At 64.4% G+C, this 21035-nt stretch carries 23 protein-coding genes; 5 read left to right on the forward strand and 18 right to left on the reverse strand.

Annotated elements, in window-relative coordinates:
• Positions 1-9: 9 nt before the first annotated feature.
• Both gatC and AC5I5I_RS16770 read right to left on the reverse strand, forming a co-directional pair.
• A complete protein-coding gene (gatC, locus tag AC5I5I_RS16765; protein ID WP_495975056.1) occupies positions 10-297 on the reverse strand; it encodes an Asp-tRNA(Asn)/Glu-tRNA(Gln) amidotransferase subunit GatC in 288 nt (95 codons plus the stop codon).
• A gap of 105 nt (positions 298-402) precedes the next feature.
• On the reverse strand, positions 403-1104 hold the full coding sequence (locus AC5I5I_RS16770) for a haloacid dehalogenase type II (RefSeq protein WP_495975057.1): 702 nt from the start codon (positions 1102-1104) through the stop codon (positions 403-405).
• Between the two features lie 178 nt (positions 1105-1282).
• Between AC5I5I_RS16770 and AC5I5I_RS16775 the strand changes: the two genes are divergently transcribed.
• The 4 genes from AC5I5I_RS16775 (at position 1283) to AC5I5I_RS16790 (ending at position 5461) form a co-directional block, all read left to right on the forward strand.
• Entirely contained in the window at positions 1283-2305 is a 1023-nt protein-coding gene (locus AC5I5I_RS16775) for a PAS domain-containing protein (RefSeq protein ID WP_495975058.1), read from the forward strand.
• Positions 2306-2594: 289 nt separating this feature from the next.
• Entirely contained in the window at positions 2595-2756 is a 162-nt protein-coding gene (locus AC5I5I_RS16780; RefSeq protein WP_495975059.1) for a DUF1127 domain-containing protein, read from the forward strand.
• A 155-nt stretch (positions 2757-2911) separates the two neighbouring features.
• A complete protein-coding gene (trmFO, locus tag AC5I5I_RS16785) occupies positions 2912-4327 on the forward strand; it encodes a methylenetetrahydrofolate--tRNA-(uracil(54)-C(5))-methyltransferase (FADH(2)-oxidizing) TrmFO (protein ID WP_495975060.1) in 1416 nt (471 codons plus the stop codon).
• A gap of 60 nt (positions 4328-4387) precedes the next feature.
• The gene (locus AC5I5I_RS16790; protein ID WP_495975061.1) at positions 4388-5461 is read left to right on the forward strand and encodes an AMP-binding enzyme; all 1074 of its coding nucleotides are present in this window, start codon (positions 4388-4390) and stop codon (positions 5459-5461) included.
• Positions 5462-5485: 24 nt separating this feature from the next.
• On the opposite strand, the gene AC5I5I_RS16795 is transcribed toward AC5I5I_RS16790, so the two are convergent.
• From AC5I5I_RS16795 to yajC, 5 genes are all read right to left on the reverse strand, one after another.
• Positions 5486-6178, reverse strand: coding sequence for a phytoene/squalene synthase family protein (locus AC5I5I_RS16795; RefSeq protein ID WP_495975062.1), 693 nt, complete (start codon positions 6176-6178; stop codon positions 5486-5488).
• 23 nt (positions 6179-6201) lie between these two features.
• Entirely contained in the window at positions 6202-6585 is a 384-nt protein-coding gene (locus AC5I5I_RS16800) for an Mth938-like domain-containing protein (RefSeq protein WP_495975063.1), read from the reverse strand.
• Between the two features lie 2 nt (positions 6586-6587).
• Entirely contained in the window at positions 6588-7559 is a 972-nt protein-coding gene (gene secF, locus AC5I5I_RS16805) for a protein translocase subunit SecF (protein ID WP_495975328.1), read from the reverse strand.
• A gap of 67 nt (positions 7560-7626) precedes the next feature.
• Positions 7627-9234: a protein translocase subunit SecD gene (gene secD, locus AC5I5I_RS16810; RefSeq protein WP_495975064.1), complete on the reverse strand. Its 1608-nt coding sequence runs from the start codon at positions 9232-9234 to the stop codon at positions 7627-7629.
• 69 nt (positions 9235-9303) lie between these two features.
• On the reverse strand, positions 9304-9636 hold the full coding sequence (gene yajC / locus AC5I5I_RS16815) for a preprotein translocase subunit YajC (RefSeq protein WP_495975065.1): 333 nt from the start codon (positions 9634-9636) through the stop codon (positions 9304-9306).
• Positions 9637-9838: 202 nt separating this feature from the next.
• On the opposite strand from yajC, the gene AC5I5I_RS16820 reads away from it, so the two are divergent.
• Entirely contained in the window at positions 9839-10768 is a 930-nt protein-coding gene (locus AC5I5I_RS16820) for an ATP-binding protein (RefSeq protein WP_495975066.1), read from the forward strand.
• A 36-nt stretch (positions 10769-10804) separates the two neighbouring features.
• On the opposite strand, the gene AC5I5I_RS16825 is transcribed toward AC5I5I_RS16820, so the two are convergent.
• The 11 genes from AC5I5I_RS16825 to nagZ all read right to left on the reverse strand — a co-directional run bounded on the left by AC5I5I_RS16825 (position 10805) and on the right by nagZ (position 20986).
• Positions 10805-12202, reverse strand: coding sequence for a peptidoglycan DD-metalloendopeptidase family protein (locus AC5I5I_RS16825; RefSeq protein ID WP_495975067.1), 1398 nt, complete (start codon positions 12200-12202; stop codon positions 10805-10807).
• Positions 12203-12346: 144 nt separating this feature from the next.
• A complete protein-coding gene (locus AC5I5I_RS16830; RefSeq protein ID WP_495975068.1) occupies positions 12347-13000 on the reverse strand; it encodes a protein-L-isoaspartate(D-aspartate) O-methyltransferase in 654 nt (217 codons plus the stop codon).
• Between the two features lie 116 nt (positions 13001-13116).
• Positions 13117-13881, reverse strand: a complete 765-nt coding sequence (surE, locus tag AC5I5I_RS16835) for a 5'/3'-nucleotidase SurE (protein ID WP_495975069.1) — start codon at positions 13879-13881, stop codon at positions 13117-13119.
• 18 nt (positions 13882-13899) lie between these two features.
• Positions 13900-15267 carry a serine--tRNA ligase gene (gene serS, locus AC5I5I_RS16840; protein ID WP_495975070.1) on the reverse strand — a complete coding sequence of 456 codons (1368 nt, stop codon included), beginning with the start codon at positions 15265-15267 and terminating at the stop codon, positions 13900-13902.
• A 172-nt stretch (positions 15268-15439) separates the two neighbouring features.
• Entirely contained in the window at positions 15440-16261 is an 822-nt protein-coding gene (gene tatC / locus AC5I5I_RS16845; protein WP_495975071.1) for a twin-arginine translocase subunit TatC, read from the reverse strand.
• Positions 16258-16749 (reverse strand): Sec-independent protein translocase protein TatB, encoded by a 492-nt coding sequence (gene tatB, locus AC5I5I_RS16850; RefSeq protein ID WP_495975072.1) that lies wholly within the window; start codon positions 16747-16749, stop codon positions 16258-16260. The genes tatC and tatB overlap by 4 nt, the downstream gene beginning before the upstream one ends.
• Before the next feature lie 80 nt (positions 16750-16829).
• The gene (locus AC5I5I_RS16855; protein ID WP_495975073.1) at positions 16830-17081 is read right to left on the reverse strand and encodes a twin-arginine translocase TatA/TatE family subunit; all 252 of its coding nucleotides are present in this window, start codon (positions 17079-17081) and stop codon (positions 16830-16832) included.
• A gap of 80 nt (positions 17082-17161) precedes the next feature.
• Positions 17162-18259: an ABC transporter ATP-binding protein gene (locus AC5I5I_RS16860; RefSeq protein WP_495975074.1), complete on the reverse strand. Its 1098-nt coding sequence runs from the start codon at positions 18257-18259 to the stop codon at positions 17162-17164.
• Positions 18260-19042, reverse strand: coding sequence for an SMC-Scp complex subunit ScpB (gene scpB / locus AC5I5I_RS16865; protein WP_495975075.1), 783 nt, complete (start codon positions 19040-19042; stop codon positions 18260-18262).
• A 100-nt stretch (positions 19043-19142) separates the two neighbouring features.
• Entirely contained in the window at positions 19143-19958 is an 816-nt protein-coding gene (locus tag AC5I5I_RS16870) for a segregation and condensation protein A (RefSeq protein WP_495975076.1), read from the reverse strand.
• Positions 19958-20986 carry a beta-N-acetylhexosaminidase gene (gene nagZ / locus AC5I5I_RS16875; protein WP_495975077.1) on the reverse strand — a complete coding sequence of 343 codons (1029 nt, stop codon included), beginning with the start codon at positions 20984-20986 and terminating at the stop codon, positions 19958-19960. Before nagZ ends, AC5I5I_RS16870 begins: the two co-directional genes overlap by 1 nt.
• Positions 20987-21035 lie beyond the last annotated feature (49 nt).

Below are 21035 nucleotides of genomic sequence, written 5' to 3' on the forward strand. Positions count from 1 at the left end.
CGATAACCTTCACTCGACCACCTTGGGCACGGCGAAATAGTGACCTTCGGTCAGCGGCGCGTTGCGGAGAATGTCGTCCACGATCCCGCCATCGGTCACCTTGTCCTCGCGCTTCTTCATCACCATCGGCGTCACCGAGGTCATCGGCTCCACGCCCTCCACATTGACCTCGCCGAGTTGCTCGACGAAAGCCAGGATCGCGTTCAGTTCACCGCGCAAATGCTCGACCTCCCCGTCCGCCACGGCGATCCGGGACAGATGGGCAATCCGGCGAACGGTCGAAGCGTCGACCGACATGCATTCACTCCATGCGGCTGTCTGGAACCGAGCTATAGCAGAGGCCGCTTTGCGCAAGCAACGGAAGCGGGCCGCGTGGGCGGAGCCGTTGCGCCGGGTGCGGGTTCACTTGAGCAGGCGCGCGAGTTCGATGAAGTCGCGCGCGGCCACATTGACTGGAACAGTTGGGCCGGGCTCGCCGGTGGACGGTCCATATTCGTCGGGACGCGCGACATGGGCGGTCCGCAACCCGCAAGCCGCAGCGGCGGCGAGATCGGAACTGTGCGCAGCCACCATCATGCATTCGCCGGGCGACAGATCGAGGGCGGCGCAGGCGGATTCGTAGACACGCGGCTTCGGCTTGTAGTCGCCGGCGATTTCGGCGCCGAGAATCGCGTCCCACGGAAACCCGTTATGGCGCGCGAGACGAACCATCATGCCGATATTGCCGTTCGAGACTGGCGCCAGCAGAAACCGCTCGCTCAGCAGTTTGAGGCCCTGCCCCACATCGGGCCAGGCCGGAAGACGATGCCAGGCGGTGTTGAGCGTGCCGCAAAGGTCCTCGCTCAGGTCCGAGAGACCGAAGCGCGGCCGGATCCGGTCGAGATTGCGCCGGTGCAGACTGTCGAGCTTGCTGAACGCGACGCGGCCGGTCCGCACCTCTTCCATTGCGGGCTGATACTCCGCCCGCCACGCATCGGCGAAGGCGATCCAGTCGCGTTCGTAGCCGGCCGGCCGGAGGATGGTCTCGGCTTCGCGGGCGACCCCACTGCGCCAGTCCACGACCGTACCGAAGATATCGAAAAACAGCGCTTTCACTTCGCCCATACCTACCTCTGAGCGTAATCAGGCGGAGACCACAAGTGGCTACTCCGAAGCGGTCAGCCCACCGCACAATTTATCGTTAATAGCAGTTGCCCACACAAATTTTTCAGTGATACGCTGCCGGAGCCTGAAATTTTCGTCCTGCCAGTGCCTGCCCATTTCCCGTTTGATGGAGGGTGTAATGGTCCCGAGGTTTGATGACTTCGGCGCACAGGAAACCCTGAGTTTCCTCGAAAAGAAAAGTCACGCTGGAGTCTGGAGCGTCGACTTCGCCACAGGCAAAATGTCCTGGTCCGACGGATTTTATGAGCTGCTCGGACTGCAGCCCGGTTCCATCGAGCCATCGTACGAGGCGATCGTCGAATTGATGCATCCGGACGATCGCCGCCCGTCCGGCGAGTTCGACCGGATCGTCAACGAAGGCCTGCCCCTCGATCGCGAATTGCGGATCATCCAGCCGAACGGGAAGCTGCGATGGCTGTCCAGCCGCACCGAAGTGCATCTCAACAAGTCAGGCAAACCGACGCGGGCGTTCGGCGTCATGCTCGACGTCACCTCGCAGCGTGAATTGGCTCTCGCCAAGGAGGCCGTGGATTCGCGCTTCCGGGCGCTGGTGTCGGCCACCAACGCCTTCGTCTGGACGGCGGATTCCGACGGCAAGATTCTCGACATCCGCAACTGGCGAGAGCTTCGCGGTGAAAATCCGGCCGGCTTGCTGGGCCTGCGCTGGATCGACCTCGTGCATCCGGACGATCGCGAACAAACACTTCAGGCGTGGTCCGAGGCACTGGCAACAAAACGGGACTACGCGGTCGAGCATCGCGTCCAGCAGCCGGATGGCGAATACCGGTGGATGCTGTCGCGCGCCGCGCCGATCGTGCTCGAAACCGGCGCCGTGCGCGAATGGGTCGGACTGTCGTCGGACATCCATGACCGCAAGGTCTGGCCGGCATCGCTGGACACGGCGAATTCCGTGCTGACCGGCGCACAATTGCGCGCCGCGCGCGGGATCCTCAACTGGTCGGTTCGCGAACTCTCACAAGCGGCAAGCGTGTCGAGCTCGACCATCCGGCGGCTCGAGGAAATGAATGGGCCTCCGCCGGGACGGGAGGACTCGCTCAAACCGCTTCAGGCGGCCCTCGAAGCGGGTGGGGTCGAGTTCCTGTTCCCACCCAGCGGCCGGCCAGGCGTCCGCCCTGCCTGACTCGGCCGCTTCCACGAGCCAAGCCCCTGTCGCCCGCGACGCAGCGGCGCTTCAGGCCCTTCGAGCCATTGGACCTATGCAAAATTCCAGACACTCAAACGCTGCATTACCGAGCAATTCGCCCAAGCCACGCTCAATTTGCATCAGACTTTAACGAAATATGACCCGCATTATGCAAACACCGCATAGCTGCATCGCAACATAAAACCTGTTGCACCGCACCATAGATCACTATTTTGGTTTTCAGAATCAGTTGCGGTTCATCTGATCTTTCAAAGGGATGCCAGCCATGTTCCTCTCTCACTTCGTCCGTTTCCTGCGCCAGTGGCGCGCTTATGGGAACAGCCTCCAGGAGCTGTCCCGCCTCGGCGACCGCGAGCTCGCCGACATCGGAATCAGCCGTTCCGACATCCCGCGCATCGCCTGGGACAATGCCGAGCGCGCGGCCTGATTGAGACCTTAGTCAGGACAACCTGAAGCCAACGCCCAGCCTGCCAAGGCTGGGCGTCGCCTTTTGAGGCACAGCCAAGCAAAGACTCCCGGTCGCCCGTGCGGCCTGACCGGCTTCTTATTGCCGAGGCGCTCCGCTTCCCCTAGGGAGGCGCCATGTCGCGTTCCAACCCTGTCCATGTCGTCGGCGGCGGTCTCGCCGGGTGCGAAGCCGCCTGGCAAATCGCAGCCCAGGGCGTCCCCGTGGTGCTGCACGAAATGCGGCCCGTCCGAAAAACCGCGGCGCATCACACCGACGGCCTGGCCGAACTGGTCTGCTCCAATTCCTTCCGCTCCGACGATCGCGAAACCAGCGCGATCGGTGTGTTGCATGAGGAGATGCGGCGCGTCGGTTCGCTGATCATGCGCGCAGCGGACGAAAACCAGGTGCCGGCCGGCGGTGCGCTCGCGGTCGACCGCAACGGCTTTTCCGCGGCGGTCACGCGGGCGATCGAAGCCCATCCGTTGATTGAGGTGGACCGTCAGGAGATCGACGGCATCCCGCCCGCGGACTGGGACAACGTCATCATCGCCACCGGCCCCCTCACATCTCCCGCGATGGCCGAGTCGATCCGCAATCTCACCGGCGAAAAATCGCTCGCCTTCTTCGACGCGATTGCGCCGATCGTGCATCGCGAGAGCATCGACATGTCGGTTGCGTGGCTACAATCGCGCTACGACAAGCCGGGCCCCGGCGGCTCGGGCGCCGATTACGTCAATTGCCCGCTGGACCGCGCGCAATACGATGCCTTCGTCGATGCGCTGGCGGCTGCCGAAAAGGTCTCGTTTCACGAGTGGGAGGCCTCGACGCCTTATTTCGACGGCTGCCTGCCGATCGAGGTGATGGCGGAGCGCGGACGGGAGACGCTGCGGCACGGTCCGATGAAGCCATTCGGGCTGACCAATCCGCACGCCCCGGATCGCAAGGCCTATGCCGTGGTCCAGCTGCGGCAGGACAATAAGCTCGGCACCCTCTTCAATATGGTCGGTTTCCAGACCAAACTGAAACACGGCGAGCAGGTGCGGCTGTTCCGGACCATCCCCGGGCTCGAGGGCGCCGAATTCGCCCGGCTGGGCGGGCTGCACCGCAATACTTATCTGAATTCACCGGTGCTTCTCGACCCGCAATTGCGGCTGCGCGCGATGCCGCGTCTGCGCTTCGCCGGACAGATCACCGGCTGCGAAGGCTATGTCGAATCCGCAGCGATCGGCCTGCTTGCCGGCCGCTTTGCCGCCGCCGAGCGGATTGGAATTCAGGCGATGCCGCCGCCGCCCACCACGGCGCACGGCGCGCTGCTGGGCCACATCACCGGCGGCCATATCGAAACCATCGATGCCGGCCCGCGCAGTTTCCAGCCAATGAACATCAATTTCGGCCTGTTTCCACCGCTGCAGCAGGCGCCGACGCGATCGGAAACCGGGGAACGGCTGCGCGGGCCCGCCAAGACCCAGGCAAAAAAGCGCGCCCTCACCGCCCGCGCGCTGTCAGACCTCGACGGGTGGGCGCGCAACGCGGCGACGGCCGCAGCATGACCGGCCCCTGCAACCCGATCCCGTGCTAGAAGTCCTGCCGCGCGACCAGCAGCCCGAACGATGACCGATCACGATTCCACCCCCTCCGAACTCACCGGCCGCTTTCGCAGCCGGGTCATTCTGAAGCAGGACGTGTTCTCCACCGTCGAGCGCGGCACCTTCGTGACGCCCAACGGCGATGTCGAGGCGGTGCTGCGCCGGATCGATGTCGTTCCCTGGTGGAGCTACGGCATCGCGCGGCACTTCCTGAAGCGAGAAGCGCGCGGGCTTGCGATCGCAGGCTCGATCGGGATCGCCCCGACCCTGCTCTATCTCGGCAACAAGGTGCTGGTCCGCAGCTGGATCGACGGCTTGCCGTTGCAACTTGCCAAGCCGGAAGGCGACCTCAATTTCTTCCGCTCGGCACGCCGGGCGCTGCGCGCCATCCATCGCGAAGGCCTGACCCATAACGACCTGGCCAAGGAACAGAACTGGCTGCGGACGCCGACCGGGTATGCCTCGCTCACCGACTTTCAGCTTGCGACCCATTTCAGCCGGCGTGGACGGCTCTATCGCATGGCCGCCTATGAAGACCTGCGGCACATGCTCAAGCACAAGCGCCGCTATGCTGGCGCGTCCCTGACCGCCACCGAAAAGCGGATCCTTGCACGCAAAACCCTGCCGACGCGGATCTGGATGGCGACCGGCAAGAAGGTCTATTACTGGATCACGCGCGGCCTGCTCAATTTCACCGATCGCGAAGGCTCCGGCCCGCGTTTCGTCAACGATGCGCCCCGACTCACCGCGAGGCTCAAGCAATATGACGGCGTGCGCGACGCCGTGATCGTGGCGTTTCCGGACCGGCGCACCGGCACCGGTCTCTATGCCTTTGTCGAAGGCGAGCGCGTGGCCGAAAGCGATCTCGTTCGCTTTGTCACCGACAACCCGCAGCGTGTCACCGCGCCGGAACGCCTGCAGGTGGTCGAGCGCCTGCCGCGCGACAGCTCCGGCGCGGTCCGACTCGATATTCTGCAACTGGTGGCGATGAATCAGATCGATCTGATCGACCCTCTGCTGGCGAGCGAAACCGAGAAGGAAGTGGTCGCCCGTATCGTCGCCGGCCGGCAAAATCTGCGGGACCGCTTCGCGTTCTGACAACACCTGCCCAAGCGGCTCGGTTCAAACCCAGCGCGCCAGACGTTTCGATGCCCGCCACAAAATCCATTGCTTGCGCCATTGCGGCAGCGACATGCGGCCATCCACCACGAGCGTGAGCGGCAACAAGGCTGGCAGCACCGCGCCCGGCAATTTCGGGATCAGCGCCCTGACTGCATCGCGATGCCGATCCGACATTGCCTGCACATCGAACCCGACCGCATCTGGCGCAACCTGGGCTGCCGTCGCAGCCACCCCGGCATGATGCGCGGCAAGTCGCGTCGCGTCGACCGGCGGACCATCTAGTATCTGTGCCGCGAGCTGGACGACCGCACCGGCACTTCCCGAGGCCGCAAGTTCGAACTCGGCCTCGGTGATCTCCCCATCGGCATACAGGGCGCGTCGCCGTGCATCGATCAGTTCGAGAACGATGCCGCGGTCGATGTCATGACGATGCAAAAGCGCCGACAGGGCATCGACGACCGGGTGCCCCGCTGCGCCGCCGTCCCGGGACAGCGCGTCGTGCCACCATTGCAACCTGATTTCCCCCGCCACCGGATCGCGCACGCGATGCGCCACCGCGGCCGTTTCAACATCGAAAGCATAGAGGGTCAGCAGGTCCGACCGACAGGAAGCCGGCGCGAACAGGGTCGCAAGGAAGCGATCCTTGTCGGCCTCTCGCACCAGGCTCTCGCAATAATCGCTCTCGTCGGTCATGCGTGTTGGACCGTAGGATCGCTTCAATCGACCGCGATCAGTGCCGCGGCGACGCGGCGTCCCTCATCCAGAAGCAGATTATAGGTGTTGGCAGCCTGACCGGTCCGGCTGGTCTCCGCTGAAATCCCATGCGCGGCGCATAGCTGCATCAGTTCAATCGGCAACGGCCAGCGCGCCGAACCGGTTCCGATCAGAAGCAGACCGATCCGGTCGGACTCCGCCATCACCGGAGCGAGCGCTTCCGCCGTAATTGCCGCGGGTTCGGTCACTGGCCAGACCCAGATCCCGCTCGGCAGCAGCAGCAGCGATCCGCGATGCGACATCCCTGCAAAGCGGAAACCGCCGCGTCCATAGGTTTCGATCGGCGCCGGCCGCGGGTAATGAGGCGTTCCGGCCGGCCGGTCCAAGCTCAGCGCTTGGCGGCGGCGGGCTTCGCCGCAGCTATCTTTGCTGAGGACTTGCCGGTCGCAACCTTGGCAGCAGCTTCCGGCTCGAATTTCGCCGGCGTAGGCTCGTCAGCCTCCTGCCGGCCGAGACCGACGCCCAGATAGATCAGGATCGGCGCCGCGATGAAAATCGAGGTGTAGGTGCCGACCAGCACGACGCCGAACAGCATGGTCGCGGTGAAGGCGTGGATCGCATGACCGCCGAAGAAGAACAGCGCGAGCAGCGCAAGGGTCACGGTGACGTGGGTGATGACCGAGCGCGACAAGGTCGAATTGACCGAAATGTTCAGCAGGTCGTCCATCGGCATCTTCTTGTAGCGCCGCAGCATTTCGCGGATACGGTCGTAGATCACGACCGTATCGTTCAGCGAATAACCCAAAATGGTCATCAACGCGGCAATGCCGTTCAGATCGAAATCGATCTGCATCAGCGACAGAAAGCCGATCGTCAGCACGAGGTCGTGGACGTTGGCGATCATGGCGCCGAGGGCGAACTGCCATTCGAACCGGAACCAGAGGTAAATGAAGATGCCGCAGATCGCGAGCAGCAGACCCAGCATGCCGTAGGCCAGAAGTTCGGTCGACACGCGCGGTCCGACCACCTCGATACGACGGACTTCGACCTCGTTGCCGAGCGCTGCACGGACCTTTTGCGCCGCTTCCTGCTGCGCAAGTTCGCCGCCGGGCTGTTGCGGAATGCGGATCAGGACGTCAGTCGCAGCACCGAATTGCTGAAGCTGCGCCTCACCGAGATTGAGCGACCCGACCGTCGCGCGCATCTTCGAAATATCGGCCGGTCCGGACTTCGACTGCACCTCGATCAGCGTGCCGCCAACGAAGTCGACGCCGAGATTGAGACCGTTCAAGAAGAACAGCAGGATCGCCGCGATCGACAGCACGGCCGAAATCGGAAAGCTGATGCGCCGGAAGCGCATGAAGTCGAACTTGGTATCGTCGGGAACGATACGGAGAAGAGGAATGCGCACGGGGTTTCTCTAAAGCTCAGATCGGGACGGTGCGGGGGCGGAACCAGCGCACCCACAGAGCCACCATCAATCGGGTCAGGGTGAAGGCGGTGAAAACGGTCGTCATGATGCCGATGCCGAGCGTCACCGCGAAACCGCGCACCGGTCCGGTTCCGATATAGAACAGCACGGCGGCGGCAATGAAGGTCGTGATGTTGGAATCGAGGATGGTCGCGAGCGCGCGGGTGAAGCCGGCATCGAGCGCGTTCAGCGCGGAGCGTCCCGCCCTCACCTCCTCGCGGATGCGTTCATAGATCAGCACGTTCGAATCTACCGCGATGCCGACGGTCAGCACGATGCCGCAGATGCCGGGCAGCGTCAGGGTGGCATTGAGCAGCGACAGGATGCCGAAGATCATCGCGACGTTGATCGCCACCGCGATATTGGCGAACAGCCCGAACAGCCCGTAAGTCGCGAACATGAAGACCACGACGGCGAGCGAGCCGATCCAGGCCGCGCGCACCCCGTTTTCAATCGAATCCTGACCCAGGCCGGGACCGACGGTGCGTTCCTCGATGATGGTGAGTGGCGCCGGCAGCGCGCCGGCGCGCAGCAGGATCGCGAGATCGTTCGCCGCCTGCACCGTGAAGCTGCCGGAGATCTGGCCCGAGCCACCGATGATCGGCTCGCGGATCACCGGCGCCGAGATCACCTCGTTGTCGAGCACGATCGCGAACGGCCGCCCGACATTGGCCTGCGTCGCTTCCGCGAAGCGCCGGGCGCCGTTGTTGTTGAAGCGGAAATTGACGACCGGCTCGCTGGTGCGCTGATCGAAGCCGGGCTGCGCATCGACCAGGTCTTCGCCCGAGACCACGACGCGCTTCTCAATGACATAAGGCTGCCTGTTCTCGCTCTGGCTGCCGCGCAACAATTCGGAATCGGGCGGAAGCTTGCCGGTCTCGGCCTGATCCGGCGTGGTGGTCATGTCGACCATCCGGAACGAGAGCTTGGCGGTCTTGCCGAGCAGGTCCTTCAGGCGCTGCGGATCCTGCAGGCCCGGTACCTGGACCAGCACCCGGTCGACGCCCTGGCGGGCGATCGAAGGCTCGACCGTTCCGAGTTCATTGACGCGCCGCTCGATGATCTGGATCGACTGATCGACCGACTGGCGGATGCGCTCGAGCATGGCGGGCTCGGTCACGGTCAGGCGGAACAGACCGCCGCCGGCATCGACCACGTCGATGCTGCGCTGGCCGGTCGCCTGAAGCAGTCCGCCGAGCGGCTGCGACAATTCCTGGAACTTCTGCGCTGCAACTTTCTGATCGGCGCCGTCGCGCACGCGGAACTCAACCGTGTTGCCGCGCACCGTCACCGACGCCGGGCTGCCCAGACGGTTCTCGCGCACCACGCGCCGGACATCGTCACGCAGCGCTTCCACCTTTTCCTTGCGCACGGCGCCGGCATCGACCTCGAGCAGGATGTGCGAGCCGCCCTGCAGATCGAGCCCGAGCACGATGTGCCGCTGCGCCCATTTCGGCCAGGACTCGACGACGTCCTTCGGGAAGAAATTGGGAATCGCGAAGCTGCATACGATCAGCGTAATCACGATGATCGCCAGCATCTTCCAGCGCGAAATGTAAAGCATCAACCTGGTCCGTTATGGCGTCGTTGTGGCGGAATAGTCAGGCGCGCCCCTGTACGCCGGAAACTGCCTTCAGCTCTCGTCCTTCACCGGTTCGCCTTTGGCGCGCACGTCGCTGATCATCTGGCGCACCTGCCGGATACGGACGCCATCGGCAAGCTCGACCTCGAGCTGGTCGTCATCGATGACCTTGGTCACCTTCCCGATCAGCCCGCCCGAGGTGACGACGGTATCGCCGCGGCGTACGTTCTTGACCATCTCCTGATGCATCTTCACCCGCTTCTGCTGCGGGCGAAGGATCAGAAAATACATGATCACAAAAATCAAAACGAACGGCAGGAGGGACACCAGCATCGAGTTGGCATCACCACCGGCGGCCTGCGCATAAGCGGGCGAAATCAGCATCGAACGGCCTCTTTGAGCGTGTCGTCCGGCGCGAACACCGCGCCCAAAACGGCGCGGACTATAGCTGCCGCCCGCCCAATTGCAATGTTGCGGCCAGTTTAAGCCAAGATGCCGCAAGCCGCCGGCAAATCACTGGCCTTGCAGGCCTTTTTAGGCCCAGCTAAGGGGTGCGGCAAGTCAATGCAAGAGGACGCGCGACCGCATGCGCAACGTCAGAAAGCCCGCCAAACGCGTCAAGCGGCCCGCCGCCGCGCCGGCACGTCGGCAGACCGCCGCAGCTGCCCCCGATACGCTCGACCGAATCGCCGCGGCACTCGAGCGGCTGTCGCCGGCCGCAGGCGCAAAACCCGATTTCGGCGCAGCCGACGCGTTCGTCTGGCATGCCGATCGCGGCGGCGTTCTGGTGCCGGTGAAGCGGGTCAATCGCGTCGATCTCGGCCTGCTCAAGGGGATCGACCGGATGCGCGATACCCTGATCGAGAATACCGAGCGATTTGCGAAGGGGCTGCCGGCCAACAATGCCCTGCTCTGGGGCGCGCGCGGGATGGGAAAGTCCTCACTGGTCAAAGCCGCCCATGCGGATGTGAACGCTGCGTCCGGCAAGCGCGGCCAGCTTAAGCTGATCGAAATCCACCGCGAGGATATCGAAAGCCTGCCGGTCCTGATGGCGATGCTGCGCGAGGCGCCCTACCGCTTCATCGTCTTCTGCGACGACCTCTCCTTCGATGGCGACGATACCACCTACAAATCGCTCAAGGCGGTACTCGAGGGCGGTATCGAGGGGCGGCCCGAGAACGTGATCCTCTACGCCACCTCCAACCGCCGCCACCTGATGTCGCGCGACATGATGGAGAACGAGCGTTCCACCGCCATCAATCCGGGCGAAGCGGTCGAGGAGAAGGTCTCGCTGTCGGACCGGTTCGGACTCTGGCTCGGCTTCCACAAGTGCAGCCAGGACGAGTTCCTGGCGATGGTGGAAGGCTATGTGAAGCACTTCGACGTCCCCGGCGATCCCGAGGACCTGCGGCGCGAGGCGCTGGAATGGTCGACCACCCGCGGCTCGCGCTCGGGCCGGGTGGCCTGGCAGTTCATCCAGGATTACGCCGGACGGAAAGGCGTCAGGTTGTCCTGACGCTCCTTCGCTGGCAGCCGGCCGGACCGACGGGACTCAGCTCGCGCCGGTCAGGAACTGCATCGGGTCGACCGGGGTCGCGCCCTTGCGGATTTCGAAATGCAGCTGTGGCGAGGACACGTTGCCGGTCTGGCCGGACTTGGCGATCGTCTGCCCGCGCTTGACGGTATCGCCGCGCTTCACCAGCAATTCGCTCGCATGCGCATAGGCCGTGACATGGCCATTGGCATGGCGCACCAGGACGAGATTGCCGTATCCCTTCAGCTCGTTGCCCGAATAGGCGACGACGCCGTCGTCCGACGCCCTGACCGGGGTGCCTTCCGGAACCGCGATATTGATGCCGTCATTCTGCTGCCCGGTCGGCTTCGGGCCGAAACCGGCGATGATGCGGCCACGCACCGGCCAGCGGAAGCCGGCGGCATTGTTGGACGCAACCTGCTCTTCCTTGTCCTCCTTGGCCTGCTCGATTGGGCTCGGAGTCTCCTTTGCCGGCGTAATGGCGCGAGCGCTCGGCATCGGCTGGGAATGGGCCTCGGCGACGCGCTGGGCCGGCGCCATCGCAGGAGCCGGCGCCATGACAGGAGCCGGTGCCGGGTTCTGCGCGACCTGCGCCGAACGCTGCGGCTGCGACGGGATCTGCGGTTGAGGCTGCGTGCGCGCGACCGTCCCCGGGATGGTGAGTCGCTCGCCCATCCGCAGCTTGTGGTGTGGCGGCAGCTGGTTGGCCTGAGCCAGCGTGAGCGGGCTGACATTATACCGCCGGCCGATGCTGAACATGGTCTCGCCCGGACCGACGGTATGCACCTGCCCCTGTGTCGCGAGCGGTCGCGTGGGCGGCGATTGCCGGACGCTGCCGGTGACGGCGGGAGCAGCCGCGACTTGCGGCGCCGAACGGCCTGCATCGCCGTATTTCGGGATGACAAGGCGCTGGCCCGGATAGATCGGCGTGCCGGTCGTCATGCCGTTGGCTTCGGCGATCACGATCGCCGGAACGCCATAGCGGCGCGACACCGTCTGGATCGTCTCATTCTGCCCGACCGTGATCGGCGTACCGCCGTTCCAGTCCCAGTTCTTCTGCGACGATGAAGCGGTCGCATCGGTCTGCGGACGATAGGCGGCCGGCTGCACGGCGGCCTGCGGCGCCTGATAGGCGGGCGCCGGCCGATAAGGCTGCGACGGCTGCTGATATTGCGGGGAGGCTTGCGAATATTGCGGCGGCAGCGGCTGGCTCTGGACCTGGCCATAGGCCGGAGCGGGCGCAGGCTGCTGCGGAGCGACCGATCCGGTGGTTGTCGGCGTCGGCGTGAACGGATTGGTGAACGGCTGATCGATGCGATTGGCATCGCTCGAGCACGCGGCGGTCGCAAGGGCGAGAGCTGCGCAGACAGCCAGACGCGACACGGCGGGCGAGCGAACGGGCTCAGCAAAACGCATGTTTACAACTCACTCGAACGCAACGGAACAGCGAGTTGAGTTAAACACCCACGGGGTAAATAAGGCTTTAAGCGAAGGGTATGCGTAAACCTTAATGGACCGCACGATCCGCGGTGAACAAACAGCGTTACCAATTACTTGTCGTCACAATTCCTTCGCCTGCCCTTCCACCAGCGGGACGAAGCGCACCGCGATCAGGTCCTCGCGCTCGATCCCCTCGCCGCTCTTGCGCAGCCGTACGATATGCTGCGGCGCGTTGCGCGGTCCGACCGGCAGCACCATGACGCCGCCATCGGCCAGTTGTCCGACCAGCGCGTCGGGGATCGTTTCGGCGGCGGCGGTGACGATGATGCGGTCGAACGGTGCAAGCTGCGGCGCGCCTTCGAAGCCGTCGCCGAGGATAACATCGATATTGGTGTAGCCGATACGGTCGAAGGCCTTGCGCGCCTTCTCCGCCAGCGTGCGGTAGCGTTCGATCGACACCACATGGGCGGCGATCCGCGACAGCACCGCCGCCTGATAGCCGGAGCCGGTGCCGATCTCCAGCACGCGATGGTGCGAGGCCAGTTCCAGCAACTCGGTCATATAGGCGACGACATAGGGCTGGCTGATGGTCTGGCCGCACTCGATCGGCAGCGCGTGATCCTGATAGGCCTGCGCCTTGGTGTCCTCGGACACGAACATCTCGCGCGGCACCTCGTCCATCGCGCGCAGCACCGCGCCGTCGGTAATTCCGCGACGCCGCAGCGTCAGCAGGAATTCCATGCGATCGATATTCTTGTTCTTCGATGGCCACATGACCCATCTCTCTCCGCCGCTCCATTCCCGCGAAGCGGGAATCCAGCGTCCGTGGCTCTGGGTCCCCGCTTTCGCGGCGGATAGAGTGTGGCGACGCGCCGCAAACGTAAAGCGTCTTAGTCAAACTCTTCCGCAAGCTTCGTCATGAACGCCGTGTCGGTCTGGTCGAGCCGCAGCGGCGTCACCGAAATACGGTTCTGATCGAGCGCCGAGAGGTCGGTGCCGTCGACAGGCACCGGTTTGCCCTTGCGCGCAAACGCGATCCAGAAATACGGATTGGTGCGGCCATCGAAGCGCGGCTCGATCCTCAGCAATTCCTGGTCGCGACGGCCCTGCGCGGTCACCGAGAGCCCCTGCACGCTGTCGGCGTGGCAATCGGGGAAATTCACGTTGACCAGCGAACCCTTCGGGATACCGGTCGCCAGGATCTTCCGCACCACGTCCGGCCCGAATTTGCGGCCGGTGTTCCAGTGAAGATTGTCGCGATTGCCAGGGCCGTAGGCCTGCGACAGCGCGATCGACGGGATGTTGAGCACGGTGCCTTCCAGCGCGCCGGCGACGGTGCCGGAATAGCCCACATCCTCCGCGACATTCTGGCCGCGATTGACGCCGGACAGGATCAGATCCGGCTTGTGGTCGGCGATGATGTGGCGGACCGCCATGATCACACAATCGGTCGGCGTGCCCTTGACCGCGAAATGCCGCGGACCCACCTCGCGCAGCCGCAGCGGATCGTTCAGCGACAGCGAATGCGAGACGCCGGAATTGTCGGTTTCGGGCGCGACCACCCAGACATCTTCGGACAGCGCGCGGGCGATGTCCTCGCAGACTTTCAGCCCTTCGGCATGGATGCCGTCGTCGTTGGTGACGAGGATTCTCATTCCAGACCTGCCCCGTCCCTATTTCTTCTCAATGACTGTCATGCCGCCCATATAGGGCTTGAGCGCGTCCGGCACCACAATCGAGCCGTCGGCCTGCTGGTAGGTTTCCATCACCGCAATCAGCGCGCGGCCGACCGCGACGCCGGAACCGTTCAGCGTCGCGACGAAACCCTTCGACTTGCCGTCCGCGCCCTTGTAGCGCGCGTTCATGCGCCGCGCCTGGAAGTCGCCGCAGACCGAGCAGGACGAGATTTCGCGGAACATGTTCTGGCCCGGCAGCCAGACCTCGATGTCGTAGGTCTTCTGCGAGGCGAAGCCCATGTCGCCGGTGCAGAGCGTGACCACGCGATAATGCAGGCCGAGCCGGCGCAGCACTTCCTCCGCCGATGCGGTCATGCGCTCGTGTTCGTCCATCGCCTGTTCGGGCGTGGTGATGGAGACGAGTTCGACCTTGGTGAATTGATGCTGGCGGATCATGCCGCGGGTGTCGCGTCCCGCCGCTCCCGCTTCGGCGCGGAAGCAAGGCGTGCAGGCGGTGAGCCGCATCGGCAGTTTCGCTTCGTCGGTGATGTCCTCGCGGACGAGATTGGTCAGCGGGACTTCGGCGGTCGGTACCAACCATAAGTTTCCGCTGATTGCCTCTTCGTCAGTCAGTGTCATCCCTTGCTTGAGATGCCTACCCGCAAGGCCCGCGTACACAGCAAACTGGTCGTCCGCAAACTTCGGCAACTGCGCCGTGCCGAACATCGCTTCGTCGCGCACCAGGATCGGCGGATTGACCTCGGTATAGCCATGTTCCTGGGTGTGCAGATCGAGCATGAACTGACCCAAAGCGCGCTCAAGGCGCGCAAGGCCGCCGGTCAGCACCACGAAGCGCGCGCCTGAGAGCTTGGCGGCCAGTTCGAAATCCATCATGCCGAGCGCTTCGCCCAGTTCGAAATGCTGCTTCGGCGTGAAGTCGTTGCCCTGCGAGTCCCTGTAGTCGCGTTTGGCTCCGAATTTATGATGCTCGACATTGCCGTGCTCGTCGGCGCCGTCCGGCGCTTCGTCCAGCGGCAGGTTCGGCAGTTCGGCCAGCGCCTTCTGCAGCGCCTCGTCGGCGGCCTTGGCGTCGGCCTCGAGCTTCGGCTGCGTCTCCTTCAGCGCGTTGACCTCGGCCATCAGCGCATCGGCAATGTCGTTGCGGCCGGCCTTCTTGGCGCCGCCGATCTCCTTGGACGCCGCATTGCGCCGGGCCTGCGCGGTCTCGGCGTCGGTGATGGCTTTGCGGCGCGTTTCGTCAAGATCGATCAGGCGTTGCGCCGTGCCCTTGAAGTCGGTGTTCCGGCGCATCAGACGCCGGTCGAACTCGGCCGGGTTGTCGCGGATCCATTTGATGTCGTGCATGGCGAACCGTTATCTCGATTCATCATGCCCGGCCTTGTGCCGGGCATCCACGTCTTGCGGAGCTTCATCGAAGAAGACGTGGATGGCCGGGTCAAGCCAGGCCATGACGGTGGAAAGACTGCGGCGTATCATTAATTCAGGCTGTTCGCCAACACGCCGCGCATATGACTGCCTACCCGCCCGCGCCTTCGGCCGGTGTCGCCTCGGCGGCTGCCTGCGGCGGCTGCGCCTTCCTCTCCACCAGCCGCGACGACCAGATCGCGCCCTCGTAGAGCAGCATCAGCGGGATCGCGAGCGAGAGCTGGCTGATCACGTCGGGCGGCGTCAGCACCGCTGCGAGTACGAAGGCGCCGACAATGAAATAGCGGCGCTTCTCGCGCAACTGCTGCGAGGTGATGACGCCGATGCGTGCCAGCAGGGTCAGGATGACCGGCAACTGGAAGGCGGCGCCGAAAGCAAATACCAGCGTCATCATCAGCGACAGATATTCGCCGACCTTGGGCAATAGCGCGATCTCGGCCTGCCCCTCTCCGGTCTGCTGCATGCCAAGCGAGAACCGCACCAAGAGCGGCATCACGACAAAGTAGACGACCATCGAGCCGAGGAAGAAGAAGATCGGGGTCGCAATCAGATACGGCACGAAGGCCTGGCGCTCGTTGCGGTAAAGGCCGGGCGCGACGAACATGTAAATCTGCGTGGCGATCACCGGGAAGGCGATGAACGCCGCACCGAACATCGCGATCTTGAGCTGGGTCAGGAAGTATTCGAGCAGCGCCGTGTAGATGAATTTCGAATTCTCGACGCCGGCTACCCAGACGAACGGCCAGACCAGGATGTTGTAGATCTGCTTGGCGAAGGCGAAGCAGAAGACGAACGCAATGGCGAAAGCGATCACCGCCTTGATCAGGCGCGAGCGCAATTCGATCAGATGGTCGAGCAGCGGGGCCTTGCTCTGCTCGATCTCGTCTTCGTCCTCGGGCTCGCGGTTGCTCATGCGGCACCGCCGGGCTTTGCGCTGTCTGGCGTGATGTCCAAGGGTCGCGCGTCGGCTGCGGCCGCTGCCGGCTCGGGGATCGCGAGGTCTTGAATGGATGGACGATCCGGCTCAGGCGCCGGCGTACTGGCCGAAGGCTCGATGGCGCCGGGGTCGGCGGTCGAGACCGATGACGATACGGCGGCGCGGTCAGTGGCTTTGGGTTCGCTGCCGAGCGCGGCTTCAACCTCTTTGTGAGCCGTCTCAAGCGGGTTGGTGAAAGCCGACGTCGCCTTGGCGCTGGCCTCGTCAAATTGCTTCTTCAGATCCGCGACCTCGGCCTCGCGCATCGCTTCCCGGAACTGGTCCTGGAAATCCGACGCCATGCGCCGCACCTTGCCCATCCAATGGCCGATCCCGCGCAGCACGCCGGGCAATTCCTTTGGCCCGATGGCGATCAGCGCAACCATGCCGATGATGAGAAGCTCGCCCCAGCTTAAGTCGAACATGGACCTTCAACTCCAAGGGGCGCCCAACCCTTTCGGATGGCGCCCCTTCACACCGCGAGCGTCGACGGTGCCGTCCTGCCTTAGACCGTACCCTCGAATTTCTTCTGGGTTTCCGCCTGCTGCTTCATGTCGGTGCCGGCATTGATGGTCTTCATCGACTCGCCGGACTTGTCGTCGGTCTTGGCGACCGTGTCGTCCTCCGACATGCCCTTCTTGAAGGCCTTGATGCCCTGCGCCATGTCGCCCATCAATTCGGAAATCTTGCCGCGCCCGAACAGGAGCAGCACCACAACCAAGACGACGATCCAGTGCCAGATGCTGAGTGAACCCATAGCGCGAAACCTCCGCGTGATCGCCGGAAGGCGCGCCTTGTTCCGCAACAAGGCGGGACGCGCCGGGACATGTCCGGAAACTAGGCTTGAGAGGCGGCAAAAACAAGGACTTCGGCTGGGTCGCATTCCAGACGCAGATCATCGTTAATCTGCGGGATGGCATCGCGCAAAAGACGGCCCTTGAGCGGAAAATCAAGCCCCTCAACCGCCACTTCAACCAGGTCAACATGGCCCAGAAACTGGCGATGCTGGATGCGCGCCCTCGCCCCCGCCCCACCAGCCCTGAGGCGCAAGGCCTGCGGCCGGATCGCCACCGCCGCAGCCGAACCCTCGGCCAGACCCGGTGCGGCAAAGCGACCGACCTGGGTCTCGACCATCCCGCCGCGCACAATTCCGGCAATCTCGTTCAATTCGCAGAAGAAGCGCGCGACGAACAGGTCCCGCGGCTGCGTGTAGAGCTGTTCCGGGCTGCCGCTCTGGACCACCGATCCCCGGTTCATCAGCGCGATCCGGTCGCCCATCCGCAACGCCTCTTCCGGATCGTGGGTGACGACGATGCAGGTGACACGGGCTTCGCGCAGCACATTCATGGTGTCGTCGCGCACCTCGTCGCGCAGCCTGCGATCAAGGCCCGAAAACGGCTCGTCCATCAGCAGCACGCTCGGCCGTGGCGCAACGGCGCGCGCCAACGCGACGCGCTGCTGTTCGCCGCCCGACAGCATGTGCGGATAGGACGCTGCGTGTGCGGCAAGCCCGACGCGGTCGAGCGCGCGCATCGCCTCCCGCTCGGCCTCCGACCGCTTGAGCGATTTGAGGCCGAACATGACATTGGCGAGATTGGTGAGATGCGGGAATAGCGCGAAATCCTGGAACATCAGGCCGACGCCGCGACGCTCGGGCGGCAGGAAAGTCGGGCCTTCCGAGACCGGACGATCGTTGATCAGGATGCGGCCCTGGCTTGGCTCCTCGACGCCGGCGGCAAGCCGCAGCAGCGTGGTCTTGCCGCAGCCGGAACGCCCGAGCAGGCACATGATCTCGCCCGGCTCGACGTCCAGCGAGACATCGCGCACGGCGACGACATCGCCGTAGCGATGCGTCACATGATCGAAGGACAGCTTTGCCGCAATCGAGGCTGGCGTGCTGCCGGCGTCTATACGCTCACTGGCGGGTGCCGCCATCTACTCCTCTGGCCGGCCCTCAGGCTCCCCGGCGGGGACGTCAGCCGAAGAGTCTGCCGGCTGCTCCTGTGTCTGCTCGGATTCAGCACGCGGCGCGAGCCCCAGGTCAAGATCGCCCGGCTCCAGCGGGTCCTCGTCCTCGCGCAACGCCGGATCGTCGCTCGGGATCGGCACCGAGAAATTCGGCGGCAGATGCCCGTCCAGCATGCCGGAGCCCTTCAGTTCATCGAGGCCCGGCAGGTCGGTCAATTGCTCGAGCCCGAAATGCGAGATGAAGGCCTCCGTGGTCCCGTAGGTGATCGGGCGGCCCGGCACCTTGCGGCGTCCGCGCGGCCGGATCCAACCGGTTTCGAGCAGCACGTCGATGGTGCCCTTCGACATGGTGACGCCGCGGATGTCTTCCACCTCGGCGCGCGTGACCGGCTGGTGATAGGCGATGACCGCCAGCGTCTCGATCGCCGCGCGCGACAGCTTGCGCGGCTGGATCGCTTCGCGGGTGAGCAGCCAGGCCAGGTCATTGGCGGTGCGGAAGGTCCATTTGCCGTTGACCTTCACCAGATTGACGCCGCGCGGCGCGTATTCGTCCTTGAGCATCGCCAGCGTCTGCGCGAGGTCGACGCCCTCCGGCATGCGCTCCGCCAGCGTCTTCTCGTCGAGCGGCTCCTTGGAGGCGAACAGCAGCGCTTCGAGAATGCGCAATTCGTCCGGCCGTACTTGCGGCTGGCGGATCGCCTCGGGAGTCTCCTCCTCGTCGTCCATCAGTTTGCGGGCCAAGCCTTGCATCCTTCTGTCACTCCCCTCTCCGACCGGAGAACCGTTCGATAGAAAAGCCTGTCTGCCTTGTCCGGGGCATTCCCGGGACCATCACCATCAGGCGCGGACGCTAATGCGCCGCCGCGCCGGAATTCTCCGGAGCCTTGCCCTTGCTCTTGCGGATATAGAGCGGCGCAAAGGCTGCGTGCTGCTGCAATTCGATTGCGCCTTCGCGCACCAGTTCGAGCGCGGAGGCAAAACTCGACGCCGTGACAGTCGCGACCATGGACGGTTCGACCAGATAGGAAATCAGGAACTGATCGAGCCTGCTCCAGTCCTCGGTCGTGCCGATCAGGCGCTCGATCTGTTGCCGCGCCTCGGCCAATGTCCAGACCTGCCGCTTCTTGAACCGGACCTGGTTCAGCGCGGTCTTCTGACGCTGCACGGAGTAAGCCGACAGCAGATCGTAGAGGCTTGCGGTCCATTGCGGATGCTTGACGTTCTTGATCGGCTCGGGCGCACCGCGGCTGAAGGTGTCGCGCTCAAGCTGCGGCAGATCCATCAGCTTCTGCGCCACCACACGGAATGCCTCAAGCCGCTTCAGCCGGAAGGCCAGCGCGGTCGCCATGTCCTCGGCGCTCTGGCCTTCGGTCTGTTTCTCGTCCGGCAGCAGCAGGCGCGACTTTAGATAGGCGAGCCATGCCGCCATCACCAGATAATCGGCCGCCAGCTCGAGCCGAAGCTTGCGGGCGTGTTCGATGAAGGTGAGATACTGGTCGGCCAGCGCCAGAATGGAAATCTTCGCGAGATCGACCTTCTGCTGGCGGGCGAGCGTGAGCAGTAGATCGAGCGGGCCTTCGAAGCCCTCGACATCGACCACCAGCGCGGGCTCGTCGGGCGCGCGTTCGGCGAGGTCGGGATTGAAGGGAATGATCTCGGCGGTCATCAGACAATCGCTCCCGCCGCAGGCTGGTTCATGAGTTCGGCAAAGCGCGCCCGCGCCGCGGCAACATCGATGTCGACACGATTGCGCCGCAGCGCCAGTGCGCGATCCGCTCGCGCGGCGGCTTCGCCTTCAAGCAACCGAGAGGCGCCGGCCACCTGCCGCATCTCGTCGAGATTGCCGTTGCAGTGAAGCACGAGATCGCAGCCGGCCGCGAGCGCAGCATGGCTGCGTTCGGCCAGGCTGCCGGACAAGGCTCCCATCGACACATCGTCGCTCATCAGCAGTCCTTCGAAACCGATCCATCCGCGAATCACGTTGCCGATCATTATCGCCGATGTGGTCGCCGGTTGGGCCTTGTCGATGGCGCTGAACACAACATGTGCGGTCATGCCAAGGGGGAGCCTTGACAGCGGCCTGAAAGCCGCAAAGTCGGTCGCTTCCAGCGTGGCGCGATCGGTATGCACCACCGGCAGGTCGAGATGGCTGTCGGCGGTTGCGCGCCCATGGCCCGGCAGATGCTTCAGCACCGGCAACACGCCTGCGGCCATCAGCCCCTCGGCCTGTGCGCCCGCAAGCGTTGCGACCTGCTCCGGCGTATCGCCGAAGGCCCGATCGCCAATCACCCGGTCAGCGCCGGCGACCGGAACATCGGCAACCGGCACACAATCGACGTCGATGCCAAGCGCCACGAGATCCTCGGCGATCAGCCGGCCGCCCAACCGCGCGCCCTCAAGGCCAGTGGCCCGGTCGCGTTCATAGAGCGCCGCATAGGCGGCGCCGGGCGGATAAACCGGCCAATGCGGCGGTCCCAGTCGCTGTACACGGCCACCCTCCTGATCCACCAGAACAGGAGCGTCCCAACCGACGATATCCCGGAAATGAGCGGTCAGCGCTTTGACTTGAGCCGGGTTGTCGATGTTGCGCTTGAACAGGATCAATCCCCACGGGCTGGCCTCCCGGAAGAATTCGATCTCATCGGCGCCGATCGCCGTGCCGGCCAGGCCGGAAATGAATGCGCGCGCGGTCATCGGCGCGGCTTAGCCGCTGCGGGACTCAGGGGTCAAGCAACCACCTGGC

The organism is Pseudorhodoplanes sp. (assembly GCF_059499825.1).